This window comes from Streptomyces sp. NPDC047117, assembly GCF_040643545.1.
Classification (GTDB): Bacteria; Actinomycetota; Actinomycetes; order Streptomycetales; family Streptomycetaceae; genus Streptomyces.
Genome location: NZ_JBEYUN010000006.1, coordinates 65,100 through 79,139 on the forward strand (window position 1 = coordinate 65,100; position 14,040 = coordinate 79,139).

Sequence of the window (14,040 nt, forward strand, 5' to 3'; positions counted from 1 at the left end):
ATCCTCACTCTGGACGCGTTCGATCGACGGCCGGAGGGCCCGGCCGCGAGGAGGGCGAATGGGGGGACGGGCCCGCGTCGCCGTTACCGGGAGCGGGTCCGCTGCGCCGGTCAAAGATTAAGCGAGGTGACTGACGGACGGCGTGGATTCCGGTGCCGGGTACGGGAGTTCGTGCGGCAGCAGGGCCCGCGCCGCCGGCAGGTCACCGTCCTGTACGAGTGCGTGGACCCGGTGGGCGAGCGGGGTGACGTCGGTGATGGACGTGATCCACTCGTCCGCGTAGCTGCGGGCTGCGTCGGCGGAGAGGCCGAGCTGGAGGGAGCGGTGGGGGAGGGGGCGCAGGTGGAGGTCGCGTTCCGGGTCCCATTGGATGCGGACGGGGGAGTCGCGCAGTGCCCGCTTCCAGGCGGTGCGGTCGGCGTGCTCGGCCGGGTCGTAGTGCGAGAGGCAGGCCCGCTCCAGCGCCCGGTCGAAGCCGGTCCGGTCGATCTCCACGGCCAGTACGCACTCCTGGCCGGGCTTGGTGGCCCAGCCGCAGCGGTACATCATCCACAGGAACGACGGCTTGATCCACGTCATCCGGTCCCGCTTCCACGCGGCGGGGAAGCGCCCGGTGCGGGCGGCCGGGACGCCGAGCGCGGGGTCGTAGGCCTGGTAGACGGTGACGGTGGTGTCGGTGTAAGCGGCCCTGATCTGCCGGGGCGGCGGGGTCTGACGGTCGTTCATGAGGGATCAGCGTGCGCCATGCCGTCGCGGGGTGCCATCGATTTTCCCGTGGCTTCGAGGCCGTCGGGGCTCCGCTGCTGTCGCGGTCGGCCGGCGGCTCAGCGGCGTTTGCGGTGGCCGGGTTCCTGGCGGGGCGGGGACTGGTCCGCGCCCGGGAGGACGGGCTTGGGCAGGGTCGCGACCTGCTTCCTGGCCGCCGTCAGCCGGGCGGCGGTGTCCCGCGGCAGCCGCGGCGCACGTGCGGGTGTGAAGCCGAAGGCCGAGGTCAGGTCGCCGAAGGTAGCGCGGCGCCAGTCGGAGATGTTCGGTTCCTCGACGCCGGTGAAGCGCTCCAGGAACTGCAGGACGGAGGTGTGGTCGAAGGGCTCGCCCGCGGCCCAGCCGCCCACCGTCCACGGCGAGACGATCAGGCACGGGACGCGGAAGCCGGCGCCGAGGGGCAGCCCGTCGACGAACTCGTCCGCGGTCCCGGCAGGCGCCACCGGCGGCGGTACGTGGTCGAAGAGCCCGTCGTTCTCGTCGTAGTTCATGATGAACGCGGTCTTCCGCCACACCTTCGGGTTGGCGGCGACGGCCTCGACCGTCCGCGCGACGAAGGCGGCACCGGCGGCCGGCAGGAAGTCCGGGTGCTCCGACTCCGCCGCCGTCGGGATGATCCAGGAGACGGCCGGCAGCCGGTCGTTCCGGGCGTCGTCCTCGAAGGTGCCGGCGGGCCGCGGCCGCAGCCCGTGCTCGTACAGCGGGTCCCCGGGCCGGGCGTCCCGGAAGGTCTTGAAGTGCTCCAGCAGGTTGCAGCCGTAGTCGTCGTCCTGCTGGTAGACCCGCCAGCTCACCCCGGCCGCCTCCAGCCGCTCGGCGTAGGAGGTCCAGCGGTACGGCCGCGGGGCGGCGTTGCGCACGACCGGGCCGCCCCGGGCGCCGCCGGGGTCGATGGTGCCGGTCATCCAGTACAGCCGGTTCGGCCAGGTCGGCCCCAGCACCGAGCAGAAGTAGTGGTCGCAGAGGGTGAACGCCTCGGCGAGGGCGAAGTGGAAGGGGATGTCGGCGCGGGTGTGGTAGCCCATCACGTACGGGCCGTTCCGGCCGTCCGCCTTGCGGTGCGCGGGCAGCCAGCGGTCCATGCGGCCGCCGTGCCACGCCTCGTGCTGCACGGACCGGACGTGGCTGGTGGAGGGGATCGCCTGGGCGCTGGAGCTGCGGGTGTCCAGGTGGAAGGGCAGCAGGTAGCCGTCCGGGTTGGCCTCGTCCGGCTGGTGGAAGACCGAGCGCCCCGTGGACAGGGTGAGCGCGTCCGGGTCCGCGAAGCCGCGTACGCCCCGCAGCGTCCCGAAGTAATGGTCGAACGAACGGTTCTCCTGCATCAGCAGCACGACGTGCTCGATGTCGGCCGGCGAGCCGTACCGGGGCGGCCCGGCAGCGGCCGCCTTCCGCACGCTCGGCGGCAGCACCGACAGCGCGGCGGCGCCGCCCAGCGCACCCGCGGCGGAGCCGAGCAGCCTGCGCCGGGTCATGTGCCGGGGGCAACCTCCGGACCGGGACCGTCCACCGAAGTCGATCATCGTGGGCAGCCTAGGGCGGGGGCGCCGTTTCCTGACGGAGGCTCAGGGAAAGGTCACGCGGGCAGCGGCAGCGGGCAGGGCAGTAGGGCGGGGCAGCGGGCAGAAGGCAGTTGAGGGGCGGGGCAGCGGGGCGCGGTCAGTCCTCGCCGATGTCCTCGTGCCACAGCTCGGGCCGCTCGGCGATGAAGTCGCGCATCATCGCGACGCACTCCGGATCGTCCAGCACCACGATCTCCACGCCGTGCTCGGCCAGCCAGTCGTGGCCGCCGTGGAAGGTCTCCGCCTCGCCCACCACCACCCGGGAGATCCCGAACTGGCGCACCAGCCCGCTGCAGTACCAGCAGGGCGAGAGCGTGGTGACCATGGTCGTGCCCTTGTACGCCCGCCCGTCTCCCGCCACCACCCCTGATGGAGAGCGCTGCGCGCTCCAGCTACTCGGCCGTCCCGCGGCCTTGAACGCCGCGGTCTCCGCGTGCACCGACGGGTCGCCGTCCTGCACCCGGCGGTTGTGGCCGCGGCCGAGCAGGGCCCCGTCCGCGCCGTACAGCGCCGCGCCGATCGGGATGCCGCCCGAGGCGAGCCCGGCCCGGGCCTCGGCCACGGCGGTGGCCAGCATCGCGGACGCGTCGGGCGCGCCGGGCGCCTCGTGGCCGCTCATTCGTCCCGCTCCCCGGACTCGCGCCGGTCCCGGGCCTCGCGGGACTCCCCGGATTCCGGCTGCTCGCCGGTCTCGCGGCGGCGCAGCTCCTCCTCACGGCGCTTCAGGTCCGCCTCCCAGTCCTTGAGCAGCGCCTCGTCCTCGTCCCGCCGCTGCGGCCGCTCCTGCGTACCCAGCTTCTCCAGGAACTCGGGATTGTCGTCCGGCGCGACCCAGCCGCCCCGGCCGCCGCGCCGCGGGCCGCCTTCCTGGGCGGCGAGCGCGGCCCGGTCCTTCCCGGCGATCAGCCAGGAGACCGAACCGACCAGCGGAAAGAGCAGCACGAGGATCGCCCAGAGTGGTTTGGGCATGTGACGCACATGCTTCTCATCGGTGGTGACGCAGTCGATGAACGCATAGATGCTCAGTGCCAGCGGCACCAGGATCATCAGCACCCGCAGCATGTGTCGCTCCCCCTGGGAGTGGCCGGGCGGGCCGGTGAGCGCGGCCCCAGTGACCAGTCCAGGGTAGTGCGTACCGGATACTGGGATGCATGGCTTATGACGATCTTCGCTCGTTCCTGCGGGCGCTCGACCGCGAAGGCGACCTGAAGCGCATCAAGGCCGAGGTCGACCCGTACCTGGAAGTGGGGGAGATCGTCGACCGGGTGCAGAAGGCCGGCGGCCCCGCGCTCCTCTTCGAGAACGTCAAGGGCTCGGCGATGCCGCTGGCCATGAACGTCTACGGCACCGACCGCCGGCTGCTGAAGGCGCTCGGGCTGAAGTCCTACGACGAGATCAGCGGCAAGATCGGCGGACTGCTCAAGCCGGAGCTGCCGCAGGGCTTCGTCGGCGTCCGCGACGCCTTCGGGAAGCTCGCGAACATGACGCACGTCCCGCCGCGCAAGGTGAAGGCCGACGACGCGCCCGTGCAGGAGGTCGTCCTCCAGGGCGACGAGGTGGACCTGGACCGGCTGCCGGCCCTGTTCACCTGGCCCGAGGACGGCGGCTCGTTCTTCAACCTGGGCCTGACCCACACCAAGCACCCCGAGACCGGCGTCCGCAACCTCGGCCTGTACCGCCTCCAGCGCCACGACAAGCGCACCATCGGCATGCACTGGCAGATCCACAAGGACAGCCGGAACCACTACCAGGTCGCCGCCAAGCGGGGCGAGAAGCTGCCGGTCGCGATCGCCTTCGGCTGCCCGCCGGCCGTGACGTACGCCTCGACCGCGCCGCTGCCCGGTGACATTGACGAGTACCTCTTCGCGGGCTTCGTGCAGGGCAAGCGGATCGAGATGGTCGACTGCAAGACCGTGCCGCTCCAGGTCCCGGCCAACGCCGAGGTCGTCATCGAGGGCTGGCTGGAGCCGGGCGAGACGCTGCCCGAGGGCCCCTTCGGGGACCACACCGGCTTCTACACGCCGCAGGAGGAGTTCCCGGCGCTGAAGATCGACTGCGTGACGATGCGCAAGCGTCCGCTGCTGCAGTCGATCGTGGTCGGCCGGCCGCCGACGGAGGACGGGCCGCTGGGCCGGGCCACGGAGCGGTTCTTCCTCCCGCTGCTCAAGATCATCATTCCGGACATCGTGGACTACCATCTGCCGGAGTCCGGGGGCTTCCACAACTGTGCGATCGTCTCGATCGACAAGAAGTACCCCAAGCACGCGCAGAAGGTCATGCACGCCATCTGGGGCGCGCACATGATGTCCCTCACCAAGCTGATCGTGGTGGTGGACTCCGACTGCGACGTGCACAACTACCACGAGGTCGCCTGGCGGGCGCTGGGCAACACCGACTACGCCCGCGACCTGACCGTCGTCGAAGGCCCGGTCGACCACCTGGACCACGCCTCGTACCAGCAGTTCTGGGGCGGCAAGGCCGGCATCGACGCGACCGCGAAGTGGCCCGAGGAGGGGTACACGCGGGACGGCGGCTGGCCGGAGATGGTCGATTCGGACCCCGCGACCGCGGAGAAGGTGTCCCGCCGATGGAAGGAGTACGGCCTCTGAGGCCGGCCGGTAGCCACGTATGAGTGCAGATTCAGCAACCTCGGACCTCGTCGGGCCGGAGCCCGCGCCGCCCGGCAAGATCAAGGCGTTCCTGCGCCTCGTCATGATCGAGCACTCGGTCTTCGCGCTGCCCTTCGCCTACATCGCCGCCTTCACCGCGATGTACCAGCAGGACCGGAGCATCCACTGGTGGCCGCTGCTGCTGGTGACCGTCTGCATGGTCGGCCTGCGGACCTTCGCGATGGCCGCGAACCGCATCATCGACCGCGAGATCGACGCCCGTAACCCGCGCACCGCGAGCCGCGAGCTGGTCACCGGAGCGGTGTCCGTCCGCTCCGCCTGGACCGGCGCGCTGGTCGCCGTCGTCGTCTTCCTGGGCGCCGCCGCGCTGCTCAACCCGCTGTGCCTGGCGCTGGCGCCGGTCGCGGTGGTCCCGATGGTGGTCTATCCGTACGGCAAGCGGTTCACGAACTTCCCGCACGCCATCCTGGGCCTGGCCCAGGCCATCGGGCCGATCGGCGCCTGGCTCGCGATCACCGGCAGCTGGTCGTGGGACGCGGTGATCCTCGGTCTCGCGGTGGGCATCTGGATCGGCGGCTTCGACCTGATCTTCGCCTGCCAGGACGTGCGCGCCGACCGGGCGCACGGCGTGAAGTCGGTACCGGCCCGCTTCGGCATCCCCGCCGCGCTGCACGGCGCCCGGGCCTGCCACGCCGTCACGATGGCGCTGCTGGTCTGGTACGCGCTGGCCACCGGCGCCGGGGTGTTCTTCTGGGTCGGCCTGGTGATCGTCGCGGGCGCTTTCCTGTACGAGCACACGATCGTCCGGCCGCACGACCTGTCGCGCCTGAACCGGGCGTTCTTCAGCGTCAACGGCTTCATCGGCATGGCGCTGTTCGTCTGCGCGCTGCTCGACCTGGTCGTACGGGGGCTGACGTCCTGACCGCGGGGCTCACGCCCTGACCACGAGGCCGACGCCCCTGCGGGGCGAGCACGGCAGAGGGGCCGGTACCCGGGTGGGTACCGGCCCCTCTGTGCGTCGCGCGGGCCGTGCCCGGCGCCCGCGTGCGGGCTCAGTTCTTGACGAAGCGCCAGGCCACGAGCTTGGGGTAGGACCACAGCTGCCCGCTGTTGGCCTTCACCGTGCCGATGATCCCGTAGACCAGCGTGGTGATCCAGTACCCGCCGAAGATCACGAGGTAGGCGATCAGGGGGATGAAGAAGACCGCGCCGGGGTCGCCCGTGCCGGAGTCGGCGGTCACGGCGCCGCCGACCACGACGGCGAAGTACAGCACCGCGGTGATCACCGACATGATCGCCTGGGTGATGCCGTAGTTCATGCCCTGGGCGGTGTGGTGGCGGATGTACGGGTCGTGCTCGTTCTGGCCGTTGCCGCGGATGGAGAGCGGGGCGATCCAGCCGCAGAGCATGCCGATGCAGCACATGCCCGTGCCGACGAAGACGGTGAGCACCGCGCCGAGGTGCGCCCACATCGCGGGGGAGGTCGAGGGGCGCTGCGGGGCGTAGCCGTACCCGGGCTGGCCGCCCCAGCCGGGGCCGCCGGGCGCGCCGTACGGCTGCTGCTCCCCGCCGGGGACGTACGCGCCGTACTGCTGGCCACCGTACTGCTGACCGCCCTGCTGCGGGTAGCCGTACTGCGGGCCGCCGGGTGCGCCGTACTGCTGGCCGTACCCGGGCGCGGCACCGGGCGCGCCACCCTGCGGCTGCTGCGGCGGGGACTGCTGGCCGTACGGCTGGCCACCCTGCGGGGACTGCTGACCCTGCGGGGACTGCTGGCCGCCCTGCGGGGGCTGCTGCGGCTGCCCGCCCTGCTGCGGCTGTCCCTCGGCCGGCGGTTCGGACGCGGACTTGTCGAATTCGACCATGGGCTGATCCCCCCGATGACGTAACTCTCGCGCGCGAGGCGCTGGACACGGGCGGCGTGCGTCGTAGGACCGGCGCGTCCGCCTGCAGGCGAGACTACGGGACGCCGCCGGGCGAGCGGAGGGCCGGAGTCCGGACCCGGAAGACATAGGCGGCCAGCACGCCGCCGGCGAGTCCGAAGAGGTGCGCCTGCCAGCTGATGCCGTCGGCGGCCGGGAGCGCGCCCCACAGGAGCGAGCCGTAGAGCACCGCGACGAGCAGGCCGATGGCGATGTCCAGGGCCTTGCGCTCGATGAAGCCGCGCACGACGAGGTAGCCGAAGAGTCCGAAGATCACGCCGGAGACGCCCGCGGTGTTGCTCCCCGGTGGCGATATCAGCCAGACGCCCAAGCCGCTGACGACGGCGATGAGCAGCGCGACGCCGGCCAGTCTGCGGACCCCGGAGCGGAGCCCGGCCAGGAAGCCGAGCACGAGCAGCGGGAGGGTGTTGGCCATCAGATGGGCGAAGCCGAAGTGGACGGCGGTCGCGGGGACCACGTCGATCAGCTCGCTCAGCTCGCGCGGCCGGATGCCGAAGGTGTCCAGGGCGTGCCCGCTCGCGACGTCCACCACCTCCAGGACCCACAGCAGTCCGGCCCAGGCCAGCACCAGCAGCGCGGCGGGCTTGGCGCGTGCTCCCATGTCGGCCCTCCTCACCTGTGCACCGGGGTGTGCGCCGAGTCCGTGCGGCCGGCGTGGCCGCACGAGCTCACAAGCAACAACGGCTGTGACGGTGCTTCTGGTTCCGCCGGATAGGCTCGGTGCCGTGGAGCCGCCGCACAACGTCACCAGTCAGCACGCCGGCACCGGCCGCAGGCCGTGGGTCGTCGGGGTCTCCGGCGCGTCCGGGACCCCGTACGCCGCGTCGGTGGTGCGCGGGCTGCTGGCCGCCGGGGAGGCCGTGGACCTGGTGGTGAGCCGCGCCTCGCGGCTGACGCTGCTGGACGAGACCGGGATCTCCTTCCGGGACGCGCACTGGCGCACGGACCTGCGCGAGTGGCTGGCGCGGGGCGCCGACGGCAAGCCGGACACCTTTCCGGTCACCGAGGCCGACCTGGCGGACGTACGGCACTGGCCGGCCGGTGACCTGGCGGCGGGCCCGTCGTCGGGCTCGTACCCGGCCAAGGGCATGCTGATCGTGCCGGCCAGCACGGCGTGCGTGGCCGGGGTGGCGCTGGGGCTGTCGAAGGACCTGCTGCAGCGGACGGCGAGCGTGACGCTGAAGGAGCGCAGGAAGCTGGTCGTCGCGGTGCGCGAGACGCCGCTGAACGGGCAGACCCTCAAGCACCTGGTCGCCCTGGACGAGGCGGGCGCCGTGGTGCTGCCGGCCTCGCCCGCGTTCTACGCGGGGGCGACGCACATCCAGGACCTGGTGGACTTCGTGGCCGGCCGGGCGCTGGACGCGGCGGAGGTGCCGCACGGCCTGTACCGGCGCTGGGAGGGCGAGCTCGGCGGCGCGTCGCGCGGCGCCGGGGACGGTGGCGGGGCCACGCGCGACGAGGGCGGCGAAGCGAGCCGCCCGAGCAGAAATCGGTGATCGAACTCCGTTTGTTACCTGGGATTGCAGGCTAAATCGCCCTGCATGCCTTAGATTTCGTAATCAGTAGTGGCAGTGCGGAAAGATTGAAAGGTCGGGGACGCAATGGACGCGGTGGACAGGCAGCTCATTCAGGCACTGCGCGAGAACGGCAGGGCCTCGTACGCGGAGCTCGGCCGGCTCGTGGGTCTTTCCGGCCCCAGCGTCACGGACCGCATCAACCGGCTGGAGTCGGCCGGCGTGATCACCGGCTATCGCGCCACCGTCGACGCCGCCTCGCTGGGCCTGGGCGTCACGGCCCTGGTCGGCATCTCGCTGACGGACGCCACCGACCACGAGGAGCTCGCCCACCGGCTGCGCGACCTCGCCGAGATCGAGGACTGCTGGTTCATCGCGGGCGACGACTCGTACATGCTCAAGGTGCGGGTCGGCGACGTGGACGGCCTGGAGCGGACCATCCGCCGGCTGTCCGGCACGAAGGGCGTGTCCCGGACGCGCACCACCGTCGTGCTCTCCACCAAGTGGGAGAACCGCGTCGGGGAGCTTCCCGAGGAGGTCTAGCGGCCCGTTGCGGCCGCACACGGGGGCGCCGCCCGGGCGAGAACCGGGGGAGTAAGGTCGATGAGGCTTGTTATTCGGCAGAACAATGGAGGCGGACCGGAATGGACGCTGGGCTCAAGCGCGAGCTGGAGGAGAAGGTCCATGCCGGTGAGCGGCTGACCCGTGAGGACGGCATCGCCCTCTACGAGTCCGACGACCTGGCATGGCTCGGCGGGCTCGCGCACGAGGTGCGTACCCGTATGAACGGCGACCTGGTGCACTTCAACGTCAACCGTCACCTCAACATGACGAACGTGTGCACCGCCTCCTGCGCGTACTGCTCCTTCCAGCGCAAGCCGGGTGAGAAGGACGCCTACACGATGCGCATCGAGGAGGCCGTCCGCCTGGCCAAGGCCATGGAGAACGAGAACCTCACCGAGCTGCACATCGTCAACGGCCTGCACCCGAATCTGCCCTGGCGTTACTACCCCCGCTCCCTGAAGGCCCTCAAGGAGGCGCTGCCCGACGTCGGGCTGAAGGCCTTCACCGCGACCGAGATCCACCACTTCGAGTCGATCTCGGGCCTGGACGCCTCGGACATCCTCGACGAGCTGATCGACGCGGGCCTGGAGTCGCTGACCGGCGGCGGCGCCGAGATCTTCGACTGGGAGGTCCGGCAGCACATCGTGGACCACCGCACCCACTGGGAGGACTGGTCGCGGATCCACCGCCTGGCGCACCAGAAGGGCCTCAAGACGCCCTCCACGATGCTGTACGGGCACATCGAGGAGCCGCGCCACCGCGTCGACCACGTACTGCGCCTGCGTGAGCTGCAGGACGAGACCGGCGGCTTCCAGGTCTTCATCCCGCTGCGCTACCAGCACGACTTCGTGGACATGCAGGACGGCAAGATCCGCAACAAGCTCCAGGCGCGCACCACGATGGCCACCGGCGCCGAGGCGCTGAAGACCTTCGCGGTCTCCCGGCTGCTCTTCGACAACGTGCCGCACGTGAAGTGCTTCTGGGTCATGCACGGCCTGCAGACCACGCAGCTCGCGCTCCAGCACGGCGCGGACGACATGGACGGCTCGGTCGTCGAGTACAAGATCACGCACGACGCCGACAACTACGGCACGCCGAACAAGCTCACCCGTGAGGACCTGCTGGACCTCATCACGGACGCGGGCTTCACGCCGGTCGAGCGCAACACCCGGTACGAGATCATCCGCGAGTACCCGGGCCCGGACGCGAACCGCCGTGAGGCGCCGCAGCCGATGCGGGTGTGACGGAACGCGCTTTCCGGTCGCCGGAGTGACGGATTAGGGTCCAGGTCATGAGCGTGCGCTTCGACCTGGACCCTTCTGTCACCCCTGAACTGCGTGACGGGATCTGCACGCTGTGGGCCGATGTCTCCAACGCCGGCGGGGCGGTCGGCTTCGTGCCGCCCGTCACCCGCGAGGACATCCGACCCGAGCTGATCAAGCACCTGGCCGCGATGGCCGAGGGCCGGGCCCGGCTGGTCGTCGGCCGGGACGCGGCGGGCACCCCGCTGGCCACCGCCTTCGTGTACGCGAACACCCACCGGCTCATGAAGCACTGGCTGTGGGTCTACAGCGTGATGGTGCACCCCTCGCTCCAGGGGCAGGGCGTGGGGCGCGACCTGATGGCGGCCGTCGAGGACGCCGCGCGGGACGCCGAGGCGATACGCGGCCTCCGGCTCACCTGCCGCGGCGGCACCGGAGCCGACCGCTTCTACGCCTCCTGCGGGTACAAGGAGGTCGGCCGGGTCCCCGACGCGATCAAGGTCACCGACGACGACTACCGCGACGACATCACGATGTGGCGCGAAGTGGCCTGACGCCCCCGATGCCGGGGGCGCGAAAGATCGCCCGGGGCGCTGTGCTTGACTGGATGCAGACCCTTTCGGTTGTCGTTGAGAAGAAGGTCCGACCGTGAGCAGCCAGAAGCACGCCGCACTCCTGTACACCGCTTCCCGCGTGGGCATCTTCGTCGTGTGCTTCGCGGTCGTCTGGGCCCTCGCGTACTTCCGCGTCATCCCGCTGGCCGTGGGCGCCTCGAACACCGTCTGGATGCTGCTGCTCGCCATCGTGATCTCCGCGCCGCTCAGCTTCGTGCTGCTGCGCAAGCAGCGGGACGCCATGTCCCAGCAGATCGTGGCCAAGGTGGACCGCCAGAAGGCCCGGCTCGCCGCCAACCGCAGTCAGGAGGACGGCGTCTGAGGATGCCGCCCGGCCGGCCCCGCGGCCTGTAAGACAGCTCACACACCGTTCACGCCCGCCCGTGGAGTTTCCGCTCCACGGGCGGGCTTTGACGTTTACCGTCCGGCCCGGGGCCCACGGGTGCCAAAGATTTTCTTTGAGTACCCCAAAGTTCAAGTGTTAACGTAATGGACATGAAGACAGCAGTAGCGCACCAGTTCCCCATGAGCCTCACGCTCGTGGCGCGCCTGCACGTCGATCTTTGCCGCTGTGTGTCCGCGGCCTGTTGCCGCCGCTGACGTCCCCGCGACGCCCAGCCCAGCGGCCGGAGATCCCGCAAACGGACCTCCTGGCGCTCCACGCCCTCTTCCCGAAGCCTGTACGCACCCGGAGTGTGCCCGTTGTCCACGTCTTCCGAGACCTCTCCCAAGACCTCCCGCATACCGAGAGTCCCCTTCTGGGCGCAGATCCTGCTGGGTCTCGTCCTCGGTGTGCTCCTCGGCTGGATCGCCAAGAGCGGCGACATCGGCTGGCTGGTCACCACCCTCGGCAAGATCGGTGAGCTCTTCGTCCAGCTGCTGAAGCTGGCCGTGGCTCCGCTGGTCTTCTTCGCCATCGTGGTGTCGATCACCAACCTGCGGCAGGTCAACAACGCCGCCCGGCTCGCCACCCGCACCCTGCTGTGGTTCATGGTCACCTCGCTGATCGCGGTCGCGATCGGCATGGCCATCGGCCTGGTCACCAACCCCGGCGCCGGCACCGGCCTCACGCCCGCCGACGGCTCCAAGCCCGACCACGCCGGCACCTGGATCGACTTCCTGACCGGGATCATCCCGACCGACATCATCACGCCCTTCACCGAGCTGCAGGTCCTGCAGATCGTGTTCATGGCCGCCGTCGTCGGCATCGCCGCGCTCCAGCTGGGCGAGAAGGCGGAGCCAGTCCTCAAGCTCAGCCGCTCGGCGCTGGAGCTGCTGCAGAAGGCCCTGTGGTGGGTCATCCGGCTGGCCCCGCTGGGCACCGTCGGCCTCATCGGCAACGCGATCGCCACGTACGGCTGGAACCTCATCGGCAAGTACGCGACCTTCACCGTCGACATCTACGTCGGCTGCGCGCTGGTGATGTTCGGCGTCTACCCGCTGCTGCTCGCCACGGTCGCCAAGGTCAACCCGCTGCAGTTCTTCCGCGGCGCCTGGCCCGCGATCCAGCTGGCCTTCGTGTCCCGCTCCTCGGTCGGCACGATGCCGGTCACCCAGAAGGTCACCGAGCGCCTCGGCGTCCCGAGGGAGTACGCGTCCTTCGCCGTGCCCTTCGGCTCGACCACCAAGATGGACGGCTGCGCCTCCATCTACCCGGCGCTCGCCGCGATCTTCATCGCGCAGATCTTCGACGTGCACCTCGGCATCGCCGACTACGTCCTGATCGCGTTCGTCTCGGTCATCGGTTCGGCCGCCACCGCCGGCCTCACCGGCGCCACGGTCATGCTGACCCTGACGCTGTCCACGCTCGGCCTGCCGCTGGCCGGTGTCGGTCTCCTCATGGCGATCGACCCGATCCTGGACATGATGCGTACCGCCACCAATGTGGCCGGCCAGGTCGTCGTCCCGATCCTGGTCTCCGCCAAGGAGAAGATCCTGGACCGCGACGCGTACGACCGCGCCACCAGCACCGGCCTCGGCGAGGACACCGCGACGGCCGCGGCCGCCGAAGAGGCGGAGCAGAAGGTCACCGTCCCGGCGCCTGCCGCCGGCTGACCCCCTCGGGCCCACCCGGCCCCTCCCGTACGGGCACAGCGCCCCGGAGCCTCCTCGGCTCCGGGGCGTCCGTGCGTCAGGAGGCCGTACGCACGTGACGGGTGTGCTCCAGCACCGCGTCGGCCAGCGGCCCCAGCACCTCCCGGGGCAGCGCGTGCCCCATCCCCGGGATCTCCACGGTCCGGGTGGTGCCGCGACCGATGACCTGCGCCAGGTGCTCCGCGTGCGCCGGCGGGAACACCGGCTCGGCGCTCGCGCGCACGACCAGCGTGGGCACCTCCGTCCCGGCCAGCTCCGCCGTCCGCAGCATCCCCGAGTCGTCGGCGCGGGCGTGCGCGCTGTTGGTGTCGTACCGCCCCGTGTGTGCGATGATCCGCTGCTCCAGCGCGCGGAAGTACGCCGCGTCGAACGGGAGGGAGCCGCCGCTGAGCAGCCGCCAGTGCGCGACCCGCCGGTCCAGCTCGGCCTCCGCGCCGTGGTCCTCGACGGGCTGTGCCCATGCCGCCAGGATCTCCGGCGCGATGCCCGGCAGCTCCGCGACCGGCACCCGGGTGCCGTCCGCCCGTACGTGTTCCGTCGTACTGAGCGCGCACGTCCCGATCAGCGTCGCGCTGAGCAGCCGCTCCGGACGGTCGGCGATCAGCAGCTGCGCGAGCATCCCGCCCAGCGACATCCCGACGACGTGGGCCCGGGCCACGCCCAGCCCGTCGAGCACGCCGATCGCGTCCTCGGCCAGGTCGGTGATCCGGTACGGCCGCTCGTCGAAGGCCCAAGGGGACCGGCCGGTGTCGCGGTGGTCGTAGCGGATGACCCGGTGGCGGGCGGCGAGCGCGTCGACCAACTCGTCGGGCCAGCCCAGCCCGGACGCCTGCGCGCCCATGATCAGCAGCAGCGGTGGCGCGTCCGCCGAACCACGCTCCTCGACCCACAGCCGCACACCGGGTGCCACCTCCACGTACTGTCCGCCGTCCATGTCGGCCCCCTCCCTCTCCCCGCGAGACGCGACGTCTCGCGAACCGAACCGTATCGTCTCGCGTGCCCACCCGCCACGTCAACGCAATATCGCCCGCGAAGGACGGACCCCGTGCGGGCGGATCCGTAAACTTACTTAGCGGTAAGAGGGCGGGGCGGAAG

General features: G+C 71.0%; 15 protein-coding genes. 8 read left to right on the forward strand and 7 right to left on the reverse strand.

Annotated features, from left to right (window positions below; translation table 11 throughout):
• Positions 1-117: 117 nt before the first annotated feature.
• The 4 genes from ABZ840_RS13155 to ABZ840_RS13170 form a co-directional block, all read right to left on the reverse strand.
• Positions 118-726: a DUF4291 domain-containing protein gene (locus ABZ840_RS13155; protein WP_361557951.1), complete on the reverse strand. Its 609-nt coding sequence runs from the start codon at positions 724-726 to the stop codon at positions 118-120.
• A gap of 98 nt (positions 727-824) precedes the next feature.
• The gene (locus tag ABZ840_RS13160; protein ID WP_361557953.1) at positions 825-2,237 is read right to left on the reverse strand and encodes an alkaline phosphatase family protein; all 1,413 of its coding nucleotides are present in this window, start codon (positions 2,235-2,237) and stop codon (positions 825-827) included.
• Between the two features lie 184 nt (positions 2,238-2,421).
• Positions 2,422-2,943: a nucleoside deaminase gene (locus ABZ840_RS13165; RefSeq protein WP_361557956.1), complete on the reverse strand. Its 522-nt coding sequence runs from the start codon at positions 2,941-2,943 to the stop codon at positions 2,422-2,424.
• A complete protein-coding gene (locus ABZ840_RS13170; RefSeq protein ID WP_361557959.1) occupies positions 2,940-3,386 on the reverse strand; it encodes a PLD nuclease N-terminal domain-containing protein in 447 nt (148 codons plus the stop codon). The genes ABZ840_RS13165 and ABZ840_RS13170 overlap by 4 nt, the downstream gene beginning before the upstream one ends.
• 89 nt (positions 3,387-3,475) lie before the next feature.
• Between ABZ840_RS13170 and ABZ840_RS13175 the strand changes: the two genes are divergently transcribed.
• Positions 3,476-4,933 carry a menaquinone biosynthesis decarboxylase gene (locus tag ABZ840_RS13175; protein ID WP_361557962.1) on the forward strand — a complete coding sequence of 486 codons (1,458 nt, stop codon included), beginning with the start codon at positions 3,476-3,478 and terminating at the stop codon, positions 4,931-4,933.
• A gap of 19 nt (positions 4,934-4,952) precedes the next feature.
• Positions 4,953-5,876, forward strand: coding sequence for a menaquinone biosynthesis prenyltransferase MqnP (mqnP, locus tag ABZ840_RS13180; protein WP_361557964.1), 924 nt, complete (start codon positions 4,953-4,955; stop codon positions 5,874-5,876).
• A 130-nt stretch (positions 5,877-6,006) separates the two neighbouring features.
• On the opposite strand, the gene ABZ840_RS13185 is transcribed toward mqnP, so the two are convergent.
• On the reverse strand, positions 6,007-6,819 hold the full coding sequence (locus ABZ840_RS13185; protein ID WP_361557967.1) for a DUF4870 domain-containing protein: 813 nt from the start codon (positions 6,817-6,819) through the stop codon (positions 6,007-6,009).
• 94 nt (positions 6,820-6,913) lie between these two features.
• Positions 6,914-7,498, reverse strand: a complete 585-nt coding sequence (locus ABZ840_RS13190) for a rhomboid family intramembrane serine protease (protein WP_361557970.1) — start codon at positions 7,496-7,498, stop codon at positions 6,914-6,916.
• A 124-nt stretch (positions 7,499-7,622) separates the two neighbouring features.
• On the opposite strand from ABZ840_RS13190, the gene ABZ840_RS13195 reads away from it, so the two are divergent.
• The 6 genes from ABZ840_RS13195 to ABZ840_RS13220 all read left to right on the forward strand — a co-directional run bounded on the left by ABZ840_RS13195 (position 7,623) and on the right by ABZ840_RS13220 (position 12,906).
• A complete protein-coding gene (locus ABZ840_RS13195; protein ID WP_361557973.1) occupies positions 7,623-8,393 on the forward strand; it encodes a UbiX family flavin prenyltransferase in 771 nt (256 codons plus the stop codon).
• Positions 8,394-8,498: 105 nt separating this feature from the next.
• Positions 8,499-8,954 (forward strand): Lrp/AsnC family transcriptional regulator, encoded by a 456-nt coding sequence (locus ABZ840_RS13200; protein ID WP_361557976.1) that lies wholly within the window; start codon positions 8,499-8,501, stop codon positions 8,952-8,954.
• 101 nt (positions 8,955-9,055) lie between these two features.
• Complete coding sequence (gene mqnE / locus ABZ840_RS13205; RefSeq protein ID WP_361557979.1) at positions 9,056-10,219, forward strand: aminofutalosine synthase MqnE; 1,164 nt, start codon at positions 9,056-9,058, stop codon at positions 10,217-10,219.
• 47 nt (positions 10,220-10,266) lie between these two features.
• Positions 10,267-10,791: a GNAT family N-acetyltransferase gene (locus ABZ840_RS13210; RefSeq protein ID WP_361557982.1), complete on the forward strand. Its 525-nt coding sequence runs from the start codon at positions 10,267-10,269 to the stop codon at positions 10,789-10,791.
• A gap of 94 nt (positions 10,792-10,885) precedes the next feature.
• Positions 10,886-11,173 (forward strand): DUF4229 domain-containing protein, encoded by a 288-nt coding sequence (locus tag ABZ840_RS13215; RefSeq protein ID WP_361557985.1) that lies wholly within the window; start codon positions 10,886-10,888, stop codon positions 11,171-11,173.
• 380 nt (positions 11,174-11,553) lie between these two features.
• On the forward strand, positions 11,554-12,906 hold the full coding sequence (locus ABZ840_RS13220) for a dicarboxylate/amino acid:cation symporter (RefSeq protein ID WP_361557988.1): 1,353 nt from the start codon (positions 11,554-11,556) through the stop codon (positions 12,904-12,906).
• Between the two features lie 76 nt (positions 12,907-12,982).
• On the opposite strand, the gene ABZ840_RS13225 is transcribed toward ABZ840_RS13220, so the two are convergent.
• On the reverse strand, positions 12,983-13,879 hold the full coding sequence (locus ABZ840_RS13225) for an alpha/beta hydrolase (RefSeq protein WP_361557991.1): 897 nt from the start codon (positions 13,877-13,879) through the stop codon (positions 12,983-12,985).
• Positions 13,880-14,040 lie beyond the last annotated feature (161 nt).

Bases quoted from the DNA above. Each gene is read 5' to 3' on its own strand.
- ABZ840_RS13155 (WP_361557951.1), bottom strand. From the start codon at position 726: ATGAACGACCGTCAGACCCCGCCGCCCCGGCAGATCAGGGCCGCTTAC.
- ABZ840_RS13160 (WP_361557953.1), bottom strand. From the start codon at position 2,237: ATGACCCGGCGCAGGCTGCTCGGCTCCGCCGCGGGTGCGCTGGGCGGC.
- ABZ840_RS13165 (WP_361557956.1), bottom strand. From the start codon at position 2,943: ATGAGCGGCCACGAGGCGCCCGGCGCGCCCGACGCGTCCGCGATGCTG.
- ABZ840_RS13170 (WP_361557959.1), bottom strand. From the start codon at position 3,386: ATGCTGCGGGTGCTGATGATCCTGGTGCCGCTGGCACTGAGCATCTAT.
- ABZ840_RS13175 (WP_361557962.1), top strand. From the start codon at position 3,476: ATGGCTTATGACGATCTTCGCTCGTTCCTGCGGGCGCTCGACCGCGAA.
- mqnP (WP_361557964.1), top strand. From the start codon at position 4,953: ATGAGTGCAGATTCAGCAACCTCGGACCTCGTCGGGCCGGAGCCCGCG.
- ABZ840_RS13185 (WP_361557967.1), bottom strand. From the start codon at position 6,819: ATGGTCGAATTCGACAAGTCCGCGTCCGAACCGCCGGCCGAGGGACAG.
- ABZ840_RS13190 (WP_361557970.1), bottom strand. From the start codon at position 7,498: ATGGGAGCACGCGCCAAGCCCGCCGCGCTGCTGGTGCTGGCCTGGGCC.
- ABZ840_RS13200 (WP_361557976.1), top strand. From the start codon at position 8,499: ATGGACGCGGTGGACAGGCAGCTCATTCAGGCACTGCGCGAGAACGGC.
- mqnE (WP_361557979.1), top strand. From the start codon at position 9,056: ATGGACGCTGGGCTCAAGCGCGAGCTGGAGGAGAAGGTCCATGCCGGT.
- ABZ840_RS13210 (WP_361557982.1), top strand. From the start codon at position 10,267: ATGAGCGTGCGCTTCGACCTGGACCCTTCTGTCACCCCTGAACTGCGT.
- ABZ840_RS13225 (WP_361557991.1), bottom strand. From the start codon at position 13,879: ATGGACGGCGGACAGTACGTGGAGGTGGCACCCGGTGTGCGGCTGTGG.